Source organism: Kribbella sp. NPDC003505 (assembly GCF_040610875.1).
In the GTDB taxonomy this organism is placed as follows: Bacteria; Actinomycetota; Actinomycetes; order Propionibacteriales; family Kribbellaceae; genus Kribbella.
Window position 1 is genome coordinate 724,068 of record NZ_JBEXNA010000004.1, and the last position, 20,246, is coordinate 744,313.

Consider the following 20,246-nt stretch of genomic DNA (forward strand, 5'->3'; position numbering starts at 1 on the left):
GCGGTGAGCTGAGCATGCACGGAAGAATTCGCACGTGGGGTCCCGGAGCCCTCGTGCTACTGCCGACGGTGCTGCTGCTCGGGTACTTCGTGTACGGGCTGATCGCGTGGACGTTCAACACCTCGTTGACCGATCGGCACACCGCGCGTAGAGGCGGCACGGTCGACTACGTCGGGTTCGAGAACTACACGAACCTGTTCCACGAGGACCGGTTCCTCAACTCGCTGAAGAACCTCGGCGTGCTCACGGTGCTGTTCATCGTGGGCACGCTGGTCTTCGGCCTGATCTGGGCGCTCCTGCTGGAGAAGGGCGTCACCGGCGAGGGAGTGTTCCGGTCGATCTTCCTGTTCCCGATGGCGATCTCGATGATCGCCTCGGGTGTGGTCTGGGGCTGGTTGCTGAACCCGTCCCAGGGTGACGACGCGCGCGGACTGAACCGGCTGTTCCATATCCTCCAACTCAATTTCCTGGAGAATTCGTGGTGGACCGCCGGTAGCAGGTGGACGACGATGGCGGCCATCGCCCTCCCGGCGGTCTGGCAGCTGTCCGGGTACATCATGGCGCTGTTCCTGGCCGGTTTCCGGGGGATCCCGCCGGAGCTGCGCGAGGCAGCCCGGGTCGACGGCGCCTCGGAGTTCAAGCTGTACCGGCACGTGCTGTTCCCGCAGCTGTCGCCGATCGCCTTGTCGGCGCTGATCATCCTCGGGCACATGTCGCTGAAGCTGTTCGACCTGATCTACGCGATCACCGGGCCGAACCAGTTCCGTACCGAGGTGCCCTCGATCCTGATGTGGAACACCCTCCTGCGCGGCGACCAGGCCAAGGCGGCCGCGATCGCGATCGTGATGCTCGCGGTCGTCGCCGTCCTCGTCATCCCGTACGTCGCGTACACCGTCCGGCAGGAGAGCAACGAATGACCGCCGTCGAGGCCGCCACCGGCACCACCGCGAGCGCGATCCGCCACAAGCCACGGGCCGGCTCCGACGGGACGACCCGGCTGAGCCGGACGATCAAGTACGTCATCCTGCTGCTGTTCCTGCTCTTCGTGCTGATCCCGGTGTACGTCGTGGTGGTCGGCAGCTTCAAGACGTCCGCCGACACCACGGCCGCCGCGCAGTGGAACCTGCCGGAGATCTGGACGCTGGAGCCGTGGCGCAAGTCCTGGGACGTGCTGCAGCCGTACATGGTCCGGTCGCTGTCGCTGGCGATCCCGGCCGCGATCATCTCGTCGATGATCGGGTCCGTGAACGGGTTCGTGCTGGCCCGCTGGCGGTTCCCGGGCGCGAACATCGTGTTCGCGTTCATCCTGTTCGGGATGTTCATCCCCTACCAGGCGGTGATGCTGCCGCTGCGGACGACGTTCACCGAACTGGACGTCACCCGGGGTATCCCGACGCTGATCATCGCGCACTGCATCTACGGCATCCCGATCTGCACGCTGATCTTCCGGAACTACTACGCCACCGTCGTACCGAACGAGATCATCGAGTCGGCCCGGGTGGACGGCGCCGGGTTGCTCCAGACCTACGCCCGGATCATCCTGCCGATCTCGATCTCCGGGTTCGTGGTGACGCTGATCTGGCAGTTCACCTCGGTCTGGAACGACTTCCTGTTCGCGCTGTTCCTCACCACCCAGCAGAACGGCCCGGTGACGCTGGGCCTGGCCGCCCTGGCCGGCGGGCAGAAGGTCGACTACGCGGCCAGCATGGCCGGCGCCCTGATCACGTCGTTCCCGACGCTGCTCGTTTACATCGTGCTGGGCCGCTGGTTCATCGGCGGTCTGATGGCCGGTGCCCTGAAGGGCTGACACACCGACCTGAGGGGTTGCGCACCGGAACGTTCGGTGCGCAACCCCTCCGTCGTGTCGGCAGGCGGTTATCCACAGGGCGCGCGGACGGGACTGCGGGGGAGCGGGACCGGGCGGTAATCTCACGGAGGTGACCAAGTCTCCGAGCGGACGGGACGGACGGCGCAGCCATCTGCGGCTCGTCGGCTCCGACCCCGGCGAGCCGCACGTGCCCCCGGCGGGTGTCGACGTCGACACCACGCCGAGCGTCGCCGTGCTGGAGACGCTGCTGGAAACGCTGACCCTCGACCTCGCAGCGGCGCCGAGCGCGCTGCACCCGGTGATCGCCGAGGCGTCGGTGGCGCGTTCGGCGGCGATGCTGGCCGACCAGCTGTGGCCGGCCGGGCGCCCGGACGAGATCGGCGAGGTGGAGCGGTTCTTCTGGGCCGACGCGGCCCGGGTGCTCGGCGAGCGCCGTGACCTCGAGTCGTTCGTCCTGCTCACCAGCCTCGCGCGGACGGTCGGCCCGGCCGGGCGGCTGCCGCTGCAACGAGCCCACGTCTCCCGGCTGCGGACCCAGGACGAGGTGCCCGAGTGGGTGACCCGGATCGCCGGCTTCCGACTGACCAGCGCGATCGTGTCCGAGGACATCACCGGTGACGGGCTGAGCGTCGTGCTCGACTACGACGACGAGCAGCATCCGCACACCGTGGTGGTGTTCATCGACAACAATCTCGGCGCGATCATCAAGGACGTCTTCGTCGGCCCGCCGGTCGACCGCGTCCTGGAGGCCTACGAGCGCGGCGGCCGGGTGACGATCCGGACCGTCCGCGCGCCGATCGCGGCCGGCATCATCCTGCAGGCGCTCGGCGAGACCCGCGACTTCGACGACCCGCCGGTCAGTGAGGACTTCGAGTTCTTCACCGGCCTGCTGGTCAACCGCTTGACGCAGATCCCGGAGCGCCCGGTCCGGCCGCCAGTGCGCCCGCTGCTGACGCCGCGGCAGCGTGACCAGCTGGTCGAGGACTTCCTCGACTCGCGGTTCGCCGTGGAGCTGCCGGACGACGCCGGCGACATCGCCCGGCTGTGGATCGACCACGCGGTCGACAGCACCGTCGGCGGCCCGCTGCGGGTCAGCGCCGTCCTGGTCGAGCTCTTCCTCGCGCACTGGCTGCCGCGCAAGGTGCTTGCCGACAGCACCTACTTCGACGCGGTACCGGTGGTGGTGAAGGCCTGGCTCGAGTTCGCCGGCGACCGGACCCACCTGCCCCTCGACGCGGTCGACGAGGCGGTCGACGCCGTCGACGTCTGGCAGCCCGCTCTCGAGGCTGCCGCGCTGATCGACCCGGTCGGCTCGAAGCCGGGCGAGCGGGTCTTCCTCGACGACGCGACCAACGACCTGGAAGACGCTTACCGAGCCCTGGCCGGCCTGGGCTCCCCGCCCCAGCCCGACCTCCGCGGCCTGGACAACCACCAGGCCGCAACCCTCTCGGTCCTGGCGCCGCACGCCTGGCTGATGGCCGGCGAAACCCTCGGCACGTCGTATGCGCCGGACGCTTTCGACATCGCCGAGCGCCTGGTCCGCGACGCCCCCGACTTGCTGGCCAAGGCCCGCCTCTCCACCTGGCCCCGCGCCATCGTCTGGCTCCTCGCCCACCGCCACCGCCTGGTCGGCCCCGGCGAGACCCTCACCCCGTACACCCTCGCCACCGACCTGTCGTCCTCCCCGGCAACCCTCCGAAAGACCGCCAAACTCCTCACCGACACCCTGATCCTGCCGCGCTGACCCGCCGGTCGGGCCGGTTGAGCCGCGACGGACAATGGGGAGATGCATGTGCGTGCGCCGGAGTTGCGGGGTCGTGGCTGGTTGAACACGGGTGGGCGGGAGCTGTCGCTCGCGGACTTCCGAGGGCGCTTTTTGTTGCTCGACTTCTGGACGTTCTGCTGTATCAACTGCCTGCACGTCCTCGACGAGTTGCGGCCGTTGGAGGACAAGTACGGCGACGCGCTGGTGATCGTGGGTGTGCATTCGCCGAAGTTCGCGCACGAGGGTGAGGAGGCGGCGGTCCGGGCCGCCGTCGAGCGGTACGAGGTCGGCCACCCGGTGCTGGACGACCCGGAGCTGATCACTTGGCAGAACTACACCGCGCGGGCCTGGCCGACGCTGGTGCTGGTGGACCCGAACGGGTACATCGTCGCGCAGTACTCCGGTGAAGGGCACGCGCACGCCCTGGACGCGCTGCTGGCCGAGTTGGTCGTCGAGCACGAGCAGGCCGGCACGCTCACCCGCGGCCAGTCGCCGTACGTCGCGCCGACGCCCGAGCCGACCGACCTCCGCTTCCCGGCGAAGGCCGTTGCGCTGGACAACGGGTTCCTGGTGGCGGACGCCGGAAACCACAGCATCGTCGAGCTCGCCGCCGACGCCACCACCGTCGTACGGCGGATCGGAACGGGGCACCGCGGCTTTGCGGACGGCGCGGCCGGCGAGGCGAGCTTCTCCGAGCCGAACGGGCTCGTGGTGCTTCCGGCGGACGTGGCCGGTCAGGTCGGGTACGACGTCGTGGTCGCGGACACGGTCAACCACGCGCTGCGCGGGGTGTCGCTGGCCGACGGTCAGGTGCGCACGCTGGTCGGCACCGGTAAGCAGTGGATGGACGGCGACGGGACCGACGTACTGAGCTCGCCGTGGGACGTCGCCTGGTGGGGCGGCAAGGTGTGGATCGCGATGGCCGGCGTGCATCAGCTGTGGACGTTCGATCCGTTCACCGGGGCGACCGCGGTGGCGGCGGGCACGACGAACGAAGGGCTGAAGGACGGCCCGCTCGAGGAGGCGTGGTTCGCGCAGACGAGCGGGCTCGCCGCGGACGGCGATCGGCTGTGGCTGGCCGATTCCGAGATCTCCGCGCTGCGCTGGATCGACACCGAGGTCCACACCGCGGTCGGCACCGGTCTGTTCGACTTCGGGCTGCGCGACGGCAAGGCGAGTGAGGCCCTGCTGCAGCATCCGCTCGGCGTGACCGTGCTGCCGGACGGGTCGGTGGCGATCGCGGACACGTACAACGGCGCCGTACGTCGCTATGACCCGCGGACCGAGACCGTCGAGACCATGGCGACAGGCCTCGCCGAGCCGAGCGGTGCTGTTGTCGTGGGCAACGAACTGCTGGTCGTCGAGTCGGCGGCGCATCGCCTGACACGCGTGCCGCTGGGCGCTTCGGCTACTGCGGACGAATTCAGCACGCGGACGCAGCGCCCGCCGATGGATGTGGCCGCCGGAGAGGTCACACTCGAGGTCGTCTTCAACCCACCGCCCGGCCAGAAGCTCGACGACCGCTACGGCCCGTCGACGCGGCTGCTGGTGTCCTCCACGCCTGACAACCTGCTGCGCGAGGGCGCCGGCGACACCACCGACCTCGTACGGCGCCTCGTCATCGACCCGCACGCCGGGTCCGGGGTCCTCCACGTGGCTGTCCAGGCGGCGTCCTGCGACGACTCCGCCGAGGTGGAGTTCCCCGCCTGCCACATGCACCGGCAGGACTGGGGAGTGCCGATCCGCGTCACCCCCGACGGCCCGACCAGAATCGAACTGGTTCTTTCCGGCGCGAGTGCGTGAGACTGCGTTTGGTAGCGGGTACCGTCGAAGGAGTAAGGGCTACTCGCTGGGAGGCTCTCTGATGAGCATCGGTGTGGGGATCTTCTTGATGGTGGTCGGCGCCGTGTTGGCGTTCGCCGTCCGCGACACCTGGGACGCCGTGAACCTGCAGGTCGTCGGCTACATCCTGCTGCTCGCCGGCCTGGCAGGCATCCTGCTGTCCTTCTACATCACCAACCGCCGCCGCCGCGTAGAAACCAACGCCATCGACCCCGCGGTGGAAGAGGAATACCGCGTCGTCGAAGAACACCACCGCGACATCACGGAGTAACCACCGTCGCCGAAGCACGGCGCGAGCGGTGGATCCGTCGCGGAACCGCCCACGCGGCAGCAGGCACGCACGAGTGCACGTAGGTATCGGTGAGGGGTCGTGGGTATCCGCATGCGGTAGGTCACTTGCGCGCGGAAGAAAGCACGAGCCCGCGTACGCATCAGCATCCGAGCGGTTATCCCCTCGTGTTGGGGGTTCTCCGTTGCTCTGCGAGGGGAGAACCCCCAACACCAGGGGTTAACCCCAACGCCGTTCGGTTAGGGGCGGCGGGGTGTTGTCAAAGCTGCTGGGGGTGAGACAAGACGTGGTGGGTGGGGACCTGGTATTACCTGTCTCCGGTCACCGTTGCTTGTCTCAGGTCCCGGGGCTTCCCGTCGCGCCGCGCGGCGCCGGCTCGGCCCGCACCGTGAGCAGGCGCGCCGGTTGCCGGTTGACATGGAGGGTTGCCGGTAGCAGCCCGGCGCCAGCCAGCTCCCCCGGCGCCAGCCGGACGCACCCGGCGTTAGCCGGAACCCCCCGGCGGTAGCCGGGAGCTTGTGTTCCGGTGCTAGGCCGGGGTCGGAGCGTGCGGAGCGGCGCGCTGAGGAGCGGAGCGACGAAATAGGTTCCGGCGAAGCAGGCGTGGGGCTTGCTCAGCCGATGCGCGCAGGCGGGAGCCTGCTCAGCCGGCGCGGAGTTCGATGTCGCCTGAGGTGGTGGTGGCGGTGAGGGTGTGGGAGGCGGTGGAGCTGTTGCCCAGGTTGTTCTCGACGTCGCCGTGCCTGGATTCGGTGGTGACCTTGTAGTCGCCGCTCGGAGCGCTGATCTCGATGTCGCCGCTGGTGCCCTTGGCGTGCACGTCGGCGGACTCGGTGAGGGCCAGTTCGATGTCGCCGGACGTGGTTTCCACGTTCACCGCGCCGCCCTTCAAGCCGGACGCCTCGATGTCGCCGGAGTTGGCCTTGACGTCGAGTTTGCCGGTCAGGTCCTGGACCGAGACGTCGCCGGACGTCACGTCGAGGGTGACGTCGCCCTGGACGTCGCTCAGCTCGACCTTGCCGGAGCGGGATTTCGCGTCGACCCCGGCCACGCCGGCGATCTGGATGTCGCCGCTGCCGTTCTCGCCGGTGACCTTGGTGCCGCGCGGCACGGTCACCTCGAAGTCGGCGGTGCACTGCCAGCCGCAGTCGCCGTCGAGCTTCAGGACGCCGTCCTTCACCGAGTACGCGTCGCCGTGCCTGAAGAACCAGAACTTGCGCTTCTCCTGCACCGACGTCGTGTCGTCGTCGGACACGTTGATCGTGACGTCGGCGCTGCCGGCGGCCAGCTGGACGGTGGAGATCTTGTCGTCGATCCGGTGCGTGTCGTCGGAGTCCCGGTCCCCGAACTGCCAGAACGCCAGCCCGGCCGCCGCTACCAGCAGGATCACTCCGAGCTGTTTGTTCTCCGCCATCGTCCGCCTCTTCTCGAGCCCACCCACGTTGTCGCAACGACAGTAGGCTCCGGCGTCCGGCCCCAGGATCCGGCAGATCCCCCGACGCGTCCCTGAACCGCCCTCAGGGAAGCCCTCTCACCGATGCAGCTCGCCGCGCGACACGGCCCCGGCCAGGTCGTCGCCGGTGGTGCCGAAGAAGGTCCGGGCCCAGAGCGAGTCGTCGTGCCAGTACGGCCCGTCCTTACCGGGCAGCGACGCCGGCGCCGAGTGGCGCTTCAACGCCTGCCGGCACTCGGCGCACAGCGGCAGCGTGAGCGTCGTCCCGTCGGACTCCACCTTGGTCGGCCGACCGGACGCCCGGCCGTGCAGCGGGTTGAAGGCACACAGGTCCGGTACGGCGTCCACACGCCGGCCGGCCGCGGCCGCGACGGCAGCGTCGTACTCCCGCCGCGCTTTGTCGAGCAGCACCATGGCACCGACGAGGTCGACGAGGTCGGGCGACGAGTCGAGAACCCGCGCAGCAGCGGCGTGACCGTCGAGCGCGGCCTGCTGGTGCGCCAGCCCGGCGCCTTCGGTCGTCGGCAGCGCTGCCAGCTCCGAACCGAGCGCGGTGAGCTCCGCGTCCGTTTCCCGGGTGAGTCGCCGACGCCGCTCGGCCGCCACCGTCGCGGCCACGTGCGGCGGGATCTGGAACGTATTCTGCCGCCGCCCCGGCCCCGAACCCCGGGTCCGCCCGATCACGAGACCGAGCCCGATCAGGACGACGAGACCGCCGACGATCGACACCGCGACGATCCAGCCGTGGCCACCCGGCTCGCCGTAGTCGCGGCGCGACGGCGTACTGCTGCCCGGCCGCTGCGAGGTCTTCGGGATCCCCGGCTGGGCGAGCAGTTCGTACATCCGGGCCAGCACCTCGGTCGGCCCGGCGTCGTACCCCTCGTCGTCGAGGGCGCGCTTCCGCGCCGCCTGCAGCTTCTCCTCGCTGACCTGCGACACGTCCCGCACTTCGTACCACGGGAACCGGCTGCCGCCGTCGACCACGACGTACAGCCCCGGCTGCCGCAGCGCGTCCATCACGAGGGTGAGCACGGTGCTCTCCTCGCCCTGGAACTCGTCGCTCGGCGTCAGCGGCAGCACCATCGTGTACACCGGGTACCCGAGTGCCTTCGCCTTCGCCCGCACGTCCACCTGCAGATTGGCGGGCAGCGCGGTCTTGTACGCCGGGTCGATGTACAGCGGGTCCTTGCGCAGCGCGGTCGCGATCTCCCGCGCCCGCTCCGCGGGGGTCCCCGTCGGGCCGGCCTCGGCCGGAGCCGCGACCAGCAGGGTCAGCGCCGCCGCCACCATCGTCAGCAGGAACCGGGTTCTCACGCGCGTCCTTCCCGTCGTCGCGGGCGGGTGAGCGCCGCGACGATCAGTACGAATCCACCGAGGATGCCGCCGCCCATCAGGCCGAGGACGAGGCCGCCGAGGCCGTTGCCGATCGCCTTGCCGACGGTGAACTTCTCTTTCGGGTACGTCCGTTCCGGTTCGGGCGGCAGCGGTGCCGTCCGGGCCGGCTTGGGCGTGCTGTACTTCGACTCACGCACCCCGTCGAGGTACTCCGAGAGCTGTTTGCTCAGCGACTCGTCCCGCTCCGCGTAGGTCCAGCTCGGCGCATACACGCCGAGCTGGTGCGCGGCGCCGTACGACCGGTCGCCGTCCATGACGACGTACAGCCCCGGCTTGCCGTTCGCGGCCGCCATCCGGCCGGCCAGCATCGGGATGTCGCCTTGCTCCGGGAACCACTCGCCGAACGGTACGACGGCCACGAACACCGGCACCTTCGCGCCCGAGATCACCTGCAGCGTCTCGGTGCGGTCGGCGACCGAGCCGTAGTCCGGGTCGACGTACAACGGTTGCGTCGCCCAGGCCGCGACCGCGGCGGTGATCCGCGGGTCCGCCGGCGTGGCCGCCGAGGCGGTCCCGGTCAGCAGCCAGACAGTTGCCACCAGCAACAGGAGGAGTCGCCTCATCGGACCTCATCCTCCTTCCGGGCCGTGATCCGCTCGGCCAGGTCGTCGGACAACGCGCCGAAGCCGGTCGCGACCATCGGGCTGTCCTCCGGGTCGAGCGTCCAGTGCGGCACCTGCTTGCGGTCGTGCCCGAGCAGTCCCGACCTGGCCGGCACCTGCAGGCCGCGCGGCGTCTTCCCCCGCCGTACGGCGCTCGCACACGGCTGGCACGCGGGTACCTCGACCTCGTCCGACCAGTCGACCTTCGCCGTGCCGGGGGCGTGCGTCGGGTCGAAGAAGCACGGCGGCTCGAGGGCCGCGCCGGACGCGATCCGCTCGGCCTGCCGGGCCAGCACGAGCGCACCGGCCGCGGCCAGGACGTCGTCGGTCGTGTCCGCGCGCAGCGCCCGGGCCGCGTCGAGCCGGCGGTACGCGTCGTCGCGCCGGTCCAGTTGCTGCGTCGTCTTGTTGCGGCGCCGGTCCAGCCGCGCGAGGGCTCGCTCGGCCTGCGTGATCTTCCCGTCCGCCCGCAGCTCCACCTCGCGCGCGTCGACCGGCCGGGCCGTGCGCGTCGGCTTGGATCCACCGCGGCGCCGCAGCCCGGTCACCAGTGTCAGCACCAACCCGAGCAGCCCGCCGACGCCGAGCCCGACGTACACGGCCCGGTCCGACTTGTCGGTCACCGAGAGGCCGCGGTGCGGGCGCTCCGGCTCCAGATCGGCCGCCGGGACCGCGGGTAGGGCGCGGCCGTCGAATGCGGTCGACGCCTGCTGGATGGTACGGACGATCTGCGGCGCCGGACGGTCCGAGACGATGTCGAGGCGCTGCTTGTCGTCGCCGCGGACGCTGGTCAGATCCCGCCCGCGCAGCCCGGCCTGCCGGTACAGCTCCGCGTTCGTCGACCAGTAGTCGCCGTCCACGACCGCCACCACGTACAGCCCAGGGGCCCCGACGCGCGCGTGCAGCAGGGTCGGCAGGTCGTACCTGATCTTCTGCAGTGACGGCGTCCGCGGCACGATCGCGACGTACACGGGAACCCCGGCGGTGCGCATCGCGGACCGGATCCGGTCCAGCTCGGTCGCGGGGATCGCCGCCCGCAGCCGCTCGTCGACGGCCAGGTGATCGGTGCGCCACACGGCGGCGATCCGGTCGGGCGGCTCCGGCGTCTCCGCAGCGGCGGGAAGGGCCGGGAGGAACGCGAGTGCCGCGAGCAGGGCGGTGAGGAATCGGACGGGCATCGCGGACAGCGTACGACGACCGGGGCTGAACACATTCACACGGACGCAAGGCGACATCGGCTGGTTCCACCCCGGAGGAGTTGGCGCGACCCTGGCCCGGACAGGGGAGACCGAGCCAGGGTCACGGTGTTTCAGGGCAGAAACGTTGCTACACCCACACGCTCCGCAACAGGGCAGATCGTGGGGCAACCTGGGGCAGATCAGCCGATTTCATGCCCCGGCTCCGCCGCGGTGTTTGCCGACGGCCCCGAACCTCCGGCTCGACCCGCGCAAGTGGCCGAGCCGGAGGAGTCAAGAGGTCCCGCGCGACCTCTGGGTTCAGAACGCCGACTCGGGCAGGTCCATCACGTCGAGGTCGGTGAGCTCGGCCTTGACCCGCTCGGCGCGCACCGACGGCATCGTCGACCGCACGAACCACTGGGCCGCGGCCAGCTTGCCGGCGTAGAAGTCCTGGTCGGCAGGGGACAGCTCGCCGCCCAGCTTCTCCAGCGCGACCTCGGCCTGACGGAGCATCAGCCACGAGCAGACCACGTCGCCGAGGACGAACAGCAGCCGGGAGGTGTTCAGCCCGACCTTGTAGACGTTCCGCGGGTCGCCGTTCTCGGCCTGCGGGTTGGCGGCCATCAGGGCCTGCCCCATGATGCCCAGGATCTTCTGGGTGTCCTCGAGACCCTGCGCGAGCAGTCCGCGCTCCTCCTTCAGCCTGCCGTTGCCCGCCTCGGAGGCGACGAACGCCTGCACCTGCTCGGCCAGGTGGCCGAGCGCCTTGCCCTGGTCCTTGATGATCTTGCGGAAGAACAGGTCCTGGCCCTGGATCGCGGTCGTGCCCTCGTAGAGGGTGTCGATCTTCGCGTCCCGCACGTACTGCTCGATCGGGTAGTCCTGCAGGAAGCCGGAGCCGCCGAACGTCTGCAGCGACTCGGTGCCGAGCAGCGTCCAGGACTTCTCCGAGCCGTAGCCCTTGACCAGCGGCAGCAGCAGGTCGTTGACGCGCTCGGCCAGGTCGTCGTGCTCGCCGGCGTACCGCGCCTGCTCGGCCCGGTCCTGGTACGTCGCGGTGAACAGCACGAGCGCCCGCAGCGCCTCGGCGTACGCCTTCTGCGTCATCAGCGAACGCCGTACGTCGGGGTGGTGGGTGATCGTGACCCGCGGCGCGTCCTTGGCCGGGTGCGTCAGGTCGGCGCCCTGCACCCGCTCCTTCGCGTACTCCAGCGCGTTCAGGTAGCCGGTGGACAGCGTCGCGATCGCCTTGGTGCCGACCATCATCCGCGCGTACTCGATCACCTGGAACATCTGCGCGATACCGTCGTGCACCTCGCCGAGCAGCCAGCCCTTGGCCGGGCCGCCGAGGTTACTGTCGCCGAAGGTGACCTCGCAGGTCGTGGACACCTTGATGCCCATCTTCTTCTCGACGTTCGTGACGAAGGCGCCGTTGCGCTCGCCGGTCAGCTCACCGGTCTCGAGGTCGAAGTGGTGCTTCGGGACCACGAACAGGCTGAGGCCCTTCGTGCCCGGGCCGCCGACGCCCTCGATGCCCTGCGGACGGGCGAGGACCAAGTGGACGATGTTCTCGGTCATGTCGTGCTCGCCCGAGGTGATGAAGCGCTTCACGCCCTCGATGTGCCAGGAACCGTCGTCCTGCAGCGTGGCCTTGGTCCGGCCGGCGCCGACGTCGGAACCGGCGTCCGGCTCGGTCAGCACCATGGTGGCGCCCCAGCCGCGCTCGATCATGTGGTGCGCGATCTTCTGGTCCCGCTCGGTGCCGTTGCGCCACAGCACGTGTGCGAAGTTCGGCCCGGCGGCATACATGTGGACCGGCGGGTTGGCGCCCAGCACCAGCTCGGCGGCGGCCCAACGCAGCGACGGCGGGGTCGGCTGGCCGCCCAGCTCGGCCGGCAGCTCGAGCTTGAACCACTCGGCGTCCATATAGGCGTGGTAGCTCTTCTTGAACGCCTCCGGCATCCGGACCTCGTGGGCCTCGGGGTCGAAGACCGGCGGATTCCGGTCGGCCTCCGCGAAGGACTCGGCCAGCTCGCGCTTGGCGAGCCGATCCACCTCCGCGAGCACCTCGCGGGCGGTGTCGACGTCCATCTCGGCGTACGGGCCCTGACCGAGCACGTCGCCCCGGCCCAGGACCTCGAGCAGGTTGAACTCGATGTCCCGCAGATTCGACTTGTAGTGGCTCACGCCTCCACCTCGCTCCGCTCGGCTCCGGCGTAAGCCACAGGGCTGCTGTACATATTTGTTCGCTCGCTGCGCTCGCTCACGGAGACTCCCCACTGGATTTACTCGTCAGTAACTTGAGTATATACCCGCCGGTAACGAGCTCCAAGAGAGATTGACTGTGAGCTATGAAGCTGATTTACGAGACGCACGCGACCACGGTCGACAACGAGAGCGGGATCGCTACCGGCTGGCTGCCGGGTGAATTGTCCGCCGCCGGGCGGCAGCAGGCGCGGGAGCTCGGTGAGCGGCGGCGGGACGTCGACGTGGTGTTCAGCTCGGACCTGCGACGGGCCGTGGAAACCGTGGAACTGGCCGGACTCGGCGTGCGTCACTTCCTGGACTGGCGGTTGCGGGAGTGCAACTACGGCGCACTGAACGGTGCTCCGCGGGACGCACTCGAGCCGAGGGTCGAGCGTGTCGCGACGCCGTTTCCGGACGGACAGTCCTATGGCGACGTGCTCGAGCTGACCCGTTCGTTCGTTGCCGACCTCAAGCGTTGGTACGACGACCGGGTGGTGCTCGTGGTCGCGCACTCGGCGAACCGCTGGTCCCTCGAGCACCTGTTCGGGAGCCGTGCGCCGCTGGAGCAATTGGTTGCCGACGGCGTCAATTGGCAGCCGGGCTGGGTGTACGAGGTGTAGACCCAGGCGACAAGGCGCTGAGGGATCAGGATCGCGCCGCGAAGGTCATCGACCGGCTCCGGACGAACGGCCAGACGGCCGCCGCGGCCAGTGTCACGAGGGGCGCGGGCCGGGCTGATTCGCCGGAGGTGCTGGAGGGCCGTGTGCAGGCCGCCGCGGACAACCGCAAGGGCAAGGGCGGCGGTCTCAGCAAGTGACGGAACGGGATGGCCGACCTGTGAGGGTCGGCCATCCCGTTGCTGCTACGGGTTGTAGACCGTCGCGCTGCCGTACAGCTTCTGGGTGAAGGCGGTCATGTACGACGCGGTGTTCGCCTCGGTCAGGTTGTAGGTGAGGAACACGCCATAGCCCTCGTTGACGGTCCGCTGAGCCAGGCTCGCGGCGGTCGACGAGCTGGTCGCGGTGTACGAAACGGCCGCGGGAGACAGCCGCGCCTTGTCGGTCGGGCCGCTCGGCACCGACCAGGTGCCGTAGTACGGGTTCCAGGCGTAGTCGAAGGTGTTCGCGATGCTCTGGCCGTTGTAGGTCAGGCGGTCGGACGCCGGGCCGATGTCGTAGAGCGTGATGAGCTTGTTCGGGAGCTTCGCGCGGAGCGCCTGGACCAGGTAGACGAACGAGAAGTCGTTCGGCTGGCCGGTGTCGTTGTTGCCGTACTCGGCGTACTCGTCGTCGAAGTCGATGCCGTCCAGGCCGTACTGGTTGACGGCGTCGGCGAGCTGTTGCGCGAACGCGTCGGCGGAGGCCTGGTCGGGGAAGTTCGCGAACCCGGCGCCCTGGTGGTTGCCGAGGATCGAGAGCAGGACCTTGATGCCCTTCTGCTGCAGCGGGCGGACCTGCGTGGCGACGTTATTCAGCACGTTCGTCACCTGGTCGTTGAAGTGCAGGTACGCGCTGGTGCCGTCGTAGTTGATGTTCGCGGCGAAGATCACCGCGACGTCGATCACCTGCGCGCCGCTGTTGGCCAGCGTGTACTTGCCGGCGTTCAGCATGCTGTGGTCGTTGACCTCGATGTACGCGACGGTGACCGGGCCGGTCTTGGCCCGGGGGCGGCGCTGCGCGGCGGCCGCCGTGGCCTCCGCGGGCAGTGCGGCGCCGGTGGCGGCCGCGGCGGTCCCGGCGGCCAGGGCTGACAACAGGGTCCTTCGCTTCATGAGCTGATCGACTCCTCGTCACAGATGGGCGGGCGCTGAACCGGTGAGATAAACCGGTTTAGCGGATGCCAAATCATCGATCCCGCGCCGACGTTGTGTCAAGGGTCTGTCACCCGGGGTCGCGCGTTGGTCAGTGATAGACGAAGATGTTGGCGGCGGGTGGGAGAAAGTTACGAAAGAGGGATCCGATGAGTGTCGCTGCCGAGGTCAGGACCCGGCGGTCGCTGGTGGCCGGGACGGTCGGGAACTTCGTCGAGTGGTACGAGTTCGGGGCGTACGGCTTCTTCGCCACCGTGATCGCCGCGAACTTCTTCAGCAGTACGGCGACCAGTGACGCGGAGAGCCTGATCAAGACGTACGCGTCGTTCGCGCTGGCGTTCTTCTTCCGGCCGATCGGGGCCGCCGTGTTCGGCCGGGTCGGCGACCGGATCGGGCGGCGTCCGACGCTGATCCTCGTCCTGCTGCTGATGACGCTGTCGACCACGCTGATCGGACTGCTTCCGACCTACGCGACCGTCGGCGCGGCCGCACCGTGGTTGCTGACGCTCGTACGGGCCCTGCAGGGATTGTCGGCGGGTGGCGAGTTCGGCGGCGCGGTGTCGATCATGACCGAGTTCGCGCCCCGGACGAAGCGCGGCCTGTACGGCGCCTGGCAGTCGTTCACCGTCGCGCTCGGCCTGCTCGCGGGCGCCGGCCTCGCGGCGATCCTCGCCACCACGTTGAGCAAGCAGGCGTTGTCGGACTGGGGCTGGCGGGTGCCGTTCCTGCTGGCGCTGCCGCTCGGTCTGGTGGCGTTGTGGTTGCGGCTCAAACTCGACGAGACGCCGAGCTTCGAGCGCGTCCAGGAGCAGCCGCGGCCGGCGTCGTCCGGTGAGGTGGCCAAGGCGATCGCGCTCGGCATCGGGCGGCTGATGGGCTGGTCCGCGGCCGGCTACACGTTCCTTGTGGTGATGCCGTCGTACCTGCAGGCGACGCTGAACGCGACGTTCCAGCAAGCGCTGGTCGCGACGGTGCTCGCGAACACCGGGTTCGCGGTCTCGATCATCCCGGCCGGGTGGCTGAGCGACCGGATCGGGCGGCGGCCGGTGATGGTGGCCGGCGCGGCGCTGGTCGTCGTCCTGGCGTTCCCGTTGATGAACCTGCTGCAGGACAAGGGGTCGGGCAACGCCGCGAAGGGGATCGCGGTGTTCGTGGCGGGCCTCGTCGTCGGCCTGATGGCGGGACCGGGGCCGGCGATGCTGGCGGAGATGTTCCCGACCCGGGCGCGCTACACCGGGCTCGGACTGGCGTACTCGCTGTCGAACGCGGTCTTCTCGGGCTCGGCCGGCCTGATCATCACCGAGTTGATCAAGCGAACCAAGAACGTGGACATCCCGGCCTGGTACGTGGTGGTCACCTGTGCGGTGAGTGTGATCGCATTGCTCACGTTGCGCGGGGACGACCACCGACGGGAGTTGCGGGACTGACATGCGAGTGATCGGGCTGATGTCGGGGACGTCGTACGACGCGATCGACGCCGCTGCCGCGGACCTGCGGCTGAAGGGGGACGACCTGGTCCTGACGCCGCTGGGGATGCTCAGCCAGCCGTACCCGGACGAGCTCCGCGCCGCGGTCGCCGCCGCGCTGCCGCCGGCGCCGACCTCGATGGCGGACGTCTGCCGGCTGGACACCGGGATCGGGCAGGCGTTCGCGGCGGTCGCGCGGCAGGCGGTCGAGCAGCTGTGCGGCGGATCCGCGGATCTGGTCGTGTCGCACGGGCAGACGATGTTCCACTGGGTCGACAGCGGTGCGGTGCGCGGGACGTTGCAGCTCGGGCAGCCTGCGTGGATCGCGGAGGCGACCGGCCTCCCTGTGGTGTCGGACCTGCGCGCGCGGGACGTGGCGGCCGGCGGACAGGGCGCGCCGCTGGTGAGCATCATCGATGTGCTGTGGCTGCGCGGGCGTCCCGGCGTACCGGTGGCGCTGAATCTCGGCGGGATCGCCAACATCACTGTCGTGCACGGCGAACCGGTCGCGTTCGACACCGGCCCGGCGAACGCGCTGATCGACGCGGTCGTGACCGAGCTGACCGGGCAGCCGTTCGACGCGGACGGGGTGATGGCGGCGCGAGGGCAGGTCCACGAGGAGCTGCTCGCGCGGTTGCTCGCCGATCCGTACTACGCGCGGCCGGCGCCGAAGTCGACGGGCAAGGAGCTGTTCAACCTCGCGTACGTGGCGCGGGCGATGGAAGGGCTGCCGGTGATCCCGGCGGAGGACCTCGTCGCGACGGTCACCACGCTGACGGCACGGACGGTGGCCGACGCGGTCCGGCGGTACGGCGGGACCGAGGTGGTCGCATCCGGTGGCGGGATCCGGAACCCGGTGCTGATGCATCTGCTCGCCGACGAGCTGGACGTTCCGGTCCGGACCACCGACGAGCTGGGCATGCCGTCGGCGGCGAAGGAGGCGTACGCGTTCGCCGTACTTGGGTTCCTGACCGTGCACGGCCTGGGCGGAACGGTCCCGAGCTGCACCGGCGCCCGGCACTCCAGCATCCTCGGCTCGGTCACTCCCGGGCCGGGCGGACTGCCGGTGATTTCGGCCGCGGCACGACCTCCCGTGCGCTTGCTGGTGGAATGACCGCACACTAGGTCTGTGACGAGGTTGTTCGTGGTGACCGGGGCGCCCGGGTCAGGGAAGTCGACGGTCGTGCCCGAGCTGGTCCGGCTGAGTCCGGGGAACCTGGTCGTGATGGACATGGACGAGCTGCTGGACGACAACGGCCGGCTGCTCGGGATCGACATCGCGAGCCCGACCGCGGCCCCGATCTGGCCTGCGTACAACGGGCTGTGGCTGCGGATCACCGAGTTGATCCGGCGCTCCGGGATTCCCGTGCTGCTGCTGACGCCGGCGCTGCCGACGGAGCTGCCCGAGGGGCGCTGGCTGCACCTCGACTGCCCGGACGCCATCCGCCGCAAACGCCTCGCGCTGCGCGGCTGGGCCGAGGACCAGATCGCCGACGCCCTCGCCGACGCCGCCGAGCTCCGCATCCGGGTGCCGCGCTCCGTGCGCGGCGACGTCTCGCCCGAACGGGTCGCCCGGGGCATCTACGACTGGATCCGTGGCGAGCGCTTCGGCAAGACGCTCAGCCTCTGGGGCCGGCTCCGGAGTTGACCTTCGAGTTGGTGCAGGGGTGAGGGTCGGGCCCATGAGGCTGACGATCAGTGAGTTCGCGCGGCTCGTAGGACTGGCGCCGAGTGCGCTGCGGTTCTACGACGACTGCGGTCTGCTCCCACCCGCCGAGGTCGACGCGACGAACGGCTACCGGTACTACGACAGGTCGCAGGCGGACCGTGCCCGCCTGCTCCGCGACCTCCGCGAGATCGACCTGCCGCTCCCCGATGTCCGGCTCGCCCTGGACGCCGCGGCGGCGGACGTCGCCGAGCTGGTGCGCGCCCACCTCCGCACGCTGGAGGCGAGGTCCACCGCGACCCGCGAAGCCGGCACACGCCTCCTCACTCAGCTCCTGGCAGAGCGGACGACCGCCGTACTGGGTGGTCCCGAGCTGGCCAGCGCGATCCGGCAGGTGGTGTCCGCGGCGGCCACCACGGACGAGCACGCCGGGCTGGACTGTGTGCAGATCCAGCTCGCGCCCGAGGAAGTCACGTTCGTGGCGACGGACCGGTACCGGCTGGCGGTGCGGACCGCACGGCCCCTGGAGTTCGGCGGGACGACGGCTCGGGTGCTCGTGCGGGCGGACGAGCTGGCCGCGGTGAGTCGGTGGGCCGCGGCGGGGGACGCGGTGCGGGTGGAGGTGAACGGCGGGCTGGTGCTCGTCCGGGGCGACGAGTCGCGCTCGTTGACCGCGGTGGAGGCGGAGTATCCGGCGTACGAGCAGATCCTGGACGGGCTGACGCCGCCGGTGTGCCGCGTCGTGGTGGATCGGGCCGCGCTGCTGGCGGCGCTCGCCGGGCGGCATGTCGTCACCGTCGACCTCGACCAGGAGAGCCTGCGGATCGGTGACGAGGTGAAGCTCGACGCGATCGGGTCCGGGGCGGTGCGGGTGGGGTTCACCGCGAGCCTGCTGGCGGCTGCCCTCGAGGCGAGTGTCGGGCCGGACGTCCTGCTCGAGATCTGCGAGCCGGCCCGACCGGTCGTCGTACGATCGGCCGACCAAGGCACGTTCACCACCCTCGTCATGCCCGTCCGGCTCGACGGGTGAACCGGCCGTACTACGGCTGGCTGGCAGGCTCCACTCTCTCGGTCCTCGGTGACGCGGCGCTGTTCTTCGCGCTCGGATGGGCCGCGACGGGGATCGGCGCGCACGTCGCCGCCCTGGTGTTGACCGGATTCACCCTGCCGCGCGCCGTGTTTCTGCTGCTCGGCGGTGTCCTCGGCGACCGGATCGGCCCGCGCCGGCTCCTGCTCGCCTGCACCGCGATCGTCGGCACGTGCTGCGTTCTGCTCGCTGTCTTGGTCGAGCTGCGCGGGATGTCGGCCGGGCTGCTGGTGACGACGGCGGTCGTGGTCGGCACCGTGGACGCGTTCGCGTTACCGGCGGCCGGCGTTCTGCCGCGGCTCTTCGTCGCCGACGATCAGTTGCCTCGGGCAATGGCTTTGCGAACGTCGGCCACGCAGCTCGTCACGCTCGCCGGCGGACCGCTCAGCGGCCTGCTCGTCGCGACGATCGGGCTGGTCGGGGCGTTGCTGCTCGACGGGCTGACCTTCGCCGTCCAGTTCGCCGTACTGCTGGCGCTCAGGCCGCCGTACGACGTGACGCCGCGGCGCGATCGGCCATCGGTGGTCCGCGATGCCGTCGACGGACTCCGGGTGGCCGTCGGCGATCCCGTGCTGCGGACGATCCTCGCGGTCGTCGCCCTGGTCGCGGCCTTCGTTCTCCCGGTCACGTCCTTGTGTGTCCCGCTGCTCGCCCGTTCGCACGGGTGGGCGGCCGGTCAGGCGGGTCTCGTCGTGGCGGCGAACGTCGCAGGTGGATTGCTCGTGACGATCCTGGTCGGGCGCTTCGGGACCTTCGAGCGCGCCGAGCTGACCGGCGGCCTCGGTTGCCTGCTCGCCGCGCTCGGGATCGCAGATCTCGCCCTCGCGTCTTCCGTCCCGGTCGCGGTCGGCGCGGCCCTCATCCAAGGCGTAGGCATCGGCCTCTTCACGTCACACCTCGCCCCGCTCTTCGTCCGCAGCACACCGGCGTCGCACCTGACCCGACTGCAGTCCCTGCTCTCCCTGGCCCAGACCGTGCCCCTGATCGGCTCCACAAACCTCCTCGCGACGCTCCCAGTTCGTCACGCGCTGGCGCTCGCCGCTGCTACGACCACCCTCGCCGGCGTGGGCCTCCTGCGCGGCTACCGCGTGAACTCGATCTCGAAGGTCGGGTAGTCCGGCTGCGGGCACGGTTGCCCGCGGTGTCCCAGCCGCTCGTAGAACGGTGCCGCACGCTCGTGATGCGCCTGCCACTCCAGATGCCGCACCCGGGTCGACGCCCACTGCGCCACCGCGTCCAGCAAGGCTCGCCCGACTCCAGTCCGCCGCCGCTCCGGCAGGACGTACAAGTCGTGCAACCGCCCGTGGTGCCGCCGTCCCGCCCGCAGGTGCGTGCCGTAGTCCTGCACGACGGCGTACCCGATCAGCCCGCCGTCGTCGTACCCCAAGGCCACCCAGCGCGGATCACCCACCAGCTCCTCGAAGTACCCCCGACTCGTCTGTTCGTCGAACTCCGTCCCGAAACCCCGCACCAACGGCCACAACCCGACCCAGTCGTCCGTCCCCAGCTCGCGCACGTCACCTACGACAAACGCCTGGCGGATGCGGCGCGGACGGCCGGCCTGGCGGTCGACGCCCCAGCCTGACGATGTGACCGTTGACAACATGCTGTCGTGATG

General features: G+C 70.1%; 18 protein-coding genes. 11 read left to right on the forward strand and 7 right to left on the reverse strand.

Translation table 11 applies throughout. The features are described from left to right. Positions 1-14: 14 nt before the first annotated feature. The 5 genes from ABZX12_RS17385 (at position 15) to ABZX12_RS17405 (ending at position 5,706) form a co-directional block, all read left to right on the forward strand. The gene (locus ABZX12_RS17385) at positions 15-917 is read left to right on the forward strand and encodes a sugar ABC transporter permease (RefSeq protein WP_355694154.1); all 903 of its coding nucleotides are present in this window, start codon (positions 15-17) and stop codon (positions 915-917) included. Then, on the forward strand, positions 914-1,807 hold the full coding sequence (locus ABZX12_RS17390; protein ID WP_355694156.1) for a carbohydrate ABC transporter permease: 894 nt from the start codon (positions 914-916) through the stop codon (positions 1,805-1,807). The genes ABZX12_RS17385 and ABZX12_RS17390 overlap by 4 nt, the downstream gene beginning before the upstream one ends. A gap of 130 nt (positions 1,808-1,937) precedes the next feature. Next, a complete protein-coding gene (locus tag ABZX12_RS17395) occupies positions 1,938-3,572 on the forward strand; it encodes a hypothetical protein (RefSeq protein ID WP_355694157.1) in 1,635 nt (544 codons plus the stop codon). Positions 3,573-3,614: 42 nt separating this feature from the next. Next, positions 3,615-5,396 (forward strand): NHL domain-containing thioredoxin family protein, encoded by a 1,782-nt coding sequence (locus tag ABZX12_RS17400; RefSeq protein ID WP_355694159.1) that lies wholly within the window; start codon positions 3,615-3,617, stop codon positions 5,394-5,396. A 61-nt stretch (positions 5,397-5,457) separates the two neighbouring features. Continuing rightward, complete coding sequence (locus ABZX12_RS17405; RefSeq protein ID WP_355694161.1) at positions 5,458-5,706, forward strand: DUF6458 family protein; 249 nt, start codon at positions 5,458-5,460, stop codon at positions 5,704-5,706. Positions 5,707-6,367: 661 nt separating this feature from the next. Here the strand turns inward: ABZX12_RS17405 and ABZX12_RS17410 are convergent. The 5 genes from ABZX12_RS17410 to ABZX12_RS17430 form a co-directional block, all read right to left on the reverse strand. Next, on the reverse strand, positions 6,368-7,138 hold the full coding sequence (locus tag ABZX12_RS17410) for a DUF4097 family beta strand repeat-containing protein (protein ID WP_355694163.1): 771 nt from the start codon (positions 7,136-7,138) through the stop codon (positions 6,368-6,370). Positions 7,139-7,255: 117 nt separating this feature from the next. After that, positions 7,256-8,491 carry a hypothetical protein gene (locus tag ABZX12_RS17415; RefSeq protein ID WP_355694164.1) on the reverse strand — a complete coding sequence of 412 codons (1,236 nt, stop codon included), beginning with the start codon at positions 8,489-8,491 and terminating at the stop codon, positions 7,256-7,258. Then, complete coding sequence (locus ABZX12_RS17420) at positions 8,488-9,135, reverse strand: hypothetical protein (protein ID WP_355694166.1); 648 nt, start codon at positions 9,133-9,135, stop codon at positions 8,488-8,490. The genes ABZX12_RS17415 and ABZX12_RS17420 overlap by 4 nt, the downstream gene beginning before the upstream one ends. Beyond that, positions 9,132-10,352, reverse strand: coding sequence for a hypothetical protein (locus ABZX12_RS17425; protein WP_355694168.1), 1,221 nt, complete (start codon positions 10,350-10,352; stop codon positions 9,132-9,134). Before ABZX12_RS17425 ends, ABZX12_RS17420 begins: the two co-directional genes overlap by 4 nt. A gap of 318 nt (positions 10,353-10,670) precedes the next feature. After that, positions 10,671-12,539: an acyl-CoA dehydrogenase gene (locus ABZX12_RS17430; RefSeq protein WP_355694170.1), complete on the reverse strand. Its 1,869-nt coding sequence runs from the start codon at positions 12,537-12,539 to the stop codon at positions 10,671-10,673. Positions 12,540-12,703: 164 nt separating this feature from the next. On the opposite strand from ABZX12_RS17430, the gene ABZX12_RS17435 reads away from it, so the two are divergent. Next, positions 12,704-13,219 (forward strand): histidine phosphatase family protein, encoded by a 516-nt coding sequence (locus tag ABZX12_RS17435; RefSeq protein ID WP_355694171.1) that lies wholly within the window; start codon positions 12,704-12,706, stop codon positions 13,217-13,219. 242 nt (positions 13,220-13,461) lie between these two features. Here the strand turns inward: ABZX12_RS17435 and ABZX12_RS17440 are convergent, their stop codons facing one another. Beyond that, positions 13,462-14,370: an endo-beta-N-acetylglucosaminidase H gene (locus tag ABZX12_RS17440; RefSeq protein ID WP_355694173.1), complete on the reverse strand. Its 909-nt coding sequence runs from the start codon at positions 14,368-14,370 to the stop codon at positions 13,462-13,464. Between the two features lie 188 nt (positions 14,371-14,558). On the opposite strand from ABZX12_RS17440, the gene ABZX12_RS17445 reads away from it, so the two are divergent. The 5 genes from ABZX12_RS17445 to ABZX12_RS17465 are packed head-to-tail and all read left to right on the forward strand — an operon-like array spanning position 14,559 to position 19,743. Then, entirely contained in the window at positions 14,559-15,836 is a 1,278-nt protein-coding gene (locus tag ABZX12_RS17445; protein WP_355694175.1) for an MFS transporter, read from the forward strand. 1 nt (position 15,837) lies between these two features. Continuing rightward, positions 15,838-16,989: an anhydro-N-acetylmuramic acid kinase gene (locus ABZX12_RS17450; RefSeq protein ID WP_355694177.1), complete on the forward strand. Its 1,152-nt coding sequence runs from the start codon at positions 15,838-15,840 to the stop codon at positions 16,987-16,989. A 15-nt stretch (positions 16,990-17,004) separates the two neighbouring features. Continuing rightward, positions 17,005-17,523 carry an AAA family ATPase gene (locus tag ABZX12_RS17455; protein WP_355694179.1) on the forward strand — a complete coding sequence of 173 codons (519 nt, stop codon included), beginning with the start codon at positions 17,005-17,007 and terminating at the stop codon, positions 17,521-17,523. A 34-nt stretch (positions 17,524-17,557) separates the two neighbouring features. Continuing rightward, on the forward strand, positions 17,558-18,571 hold the full coding sequence (locus tag ABZX12_RS17460) for a MerR family transcriptional regulator (protein ID WP_355694181.1): 1,014 nt from the start codon (positions 17,558-17,560) through the stop codon (positions 18,569-18,571). Next, positions 18,568-19,743 (forward strand): MFS transporter, encoded by a 1,176-nt coding sequence (locus ABZX12_RS17465; protein WP_355694183.1) that lies wholly within the window; start codon positions 18,568-18,570, stop codon positions 19,741-19,743. The genes ABZX12_RS17460 and ABZX12_RS17465 overlap by 4 nt, the downstream gene beginning before the upstream one ends. On the opposite strand, the gene ABZX12_RS17470 is transcribed toward ABZX12_RS17465, so the two are convergent. Then, on the reverse strand, positions 19,710-20,234 hold the full coding sequence (locus tag ABZX12_RS17470; RefSeq protein WP_355694185.1) for a GNAT family N-acetyltransferase: 525 nt from the start codon (positions 20,232-20,234) through the stop codon (positions 19,710-19,712). The genes ABZX12_RS17465 and ABZX12_RS17470 overlap by 34 nt on opposite strands. Positions 20,235-20,246 lie beyond the last annotated feature (12 nt).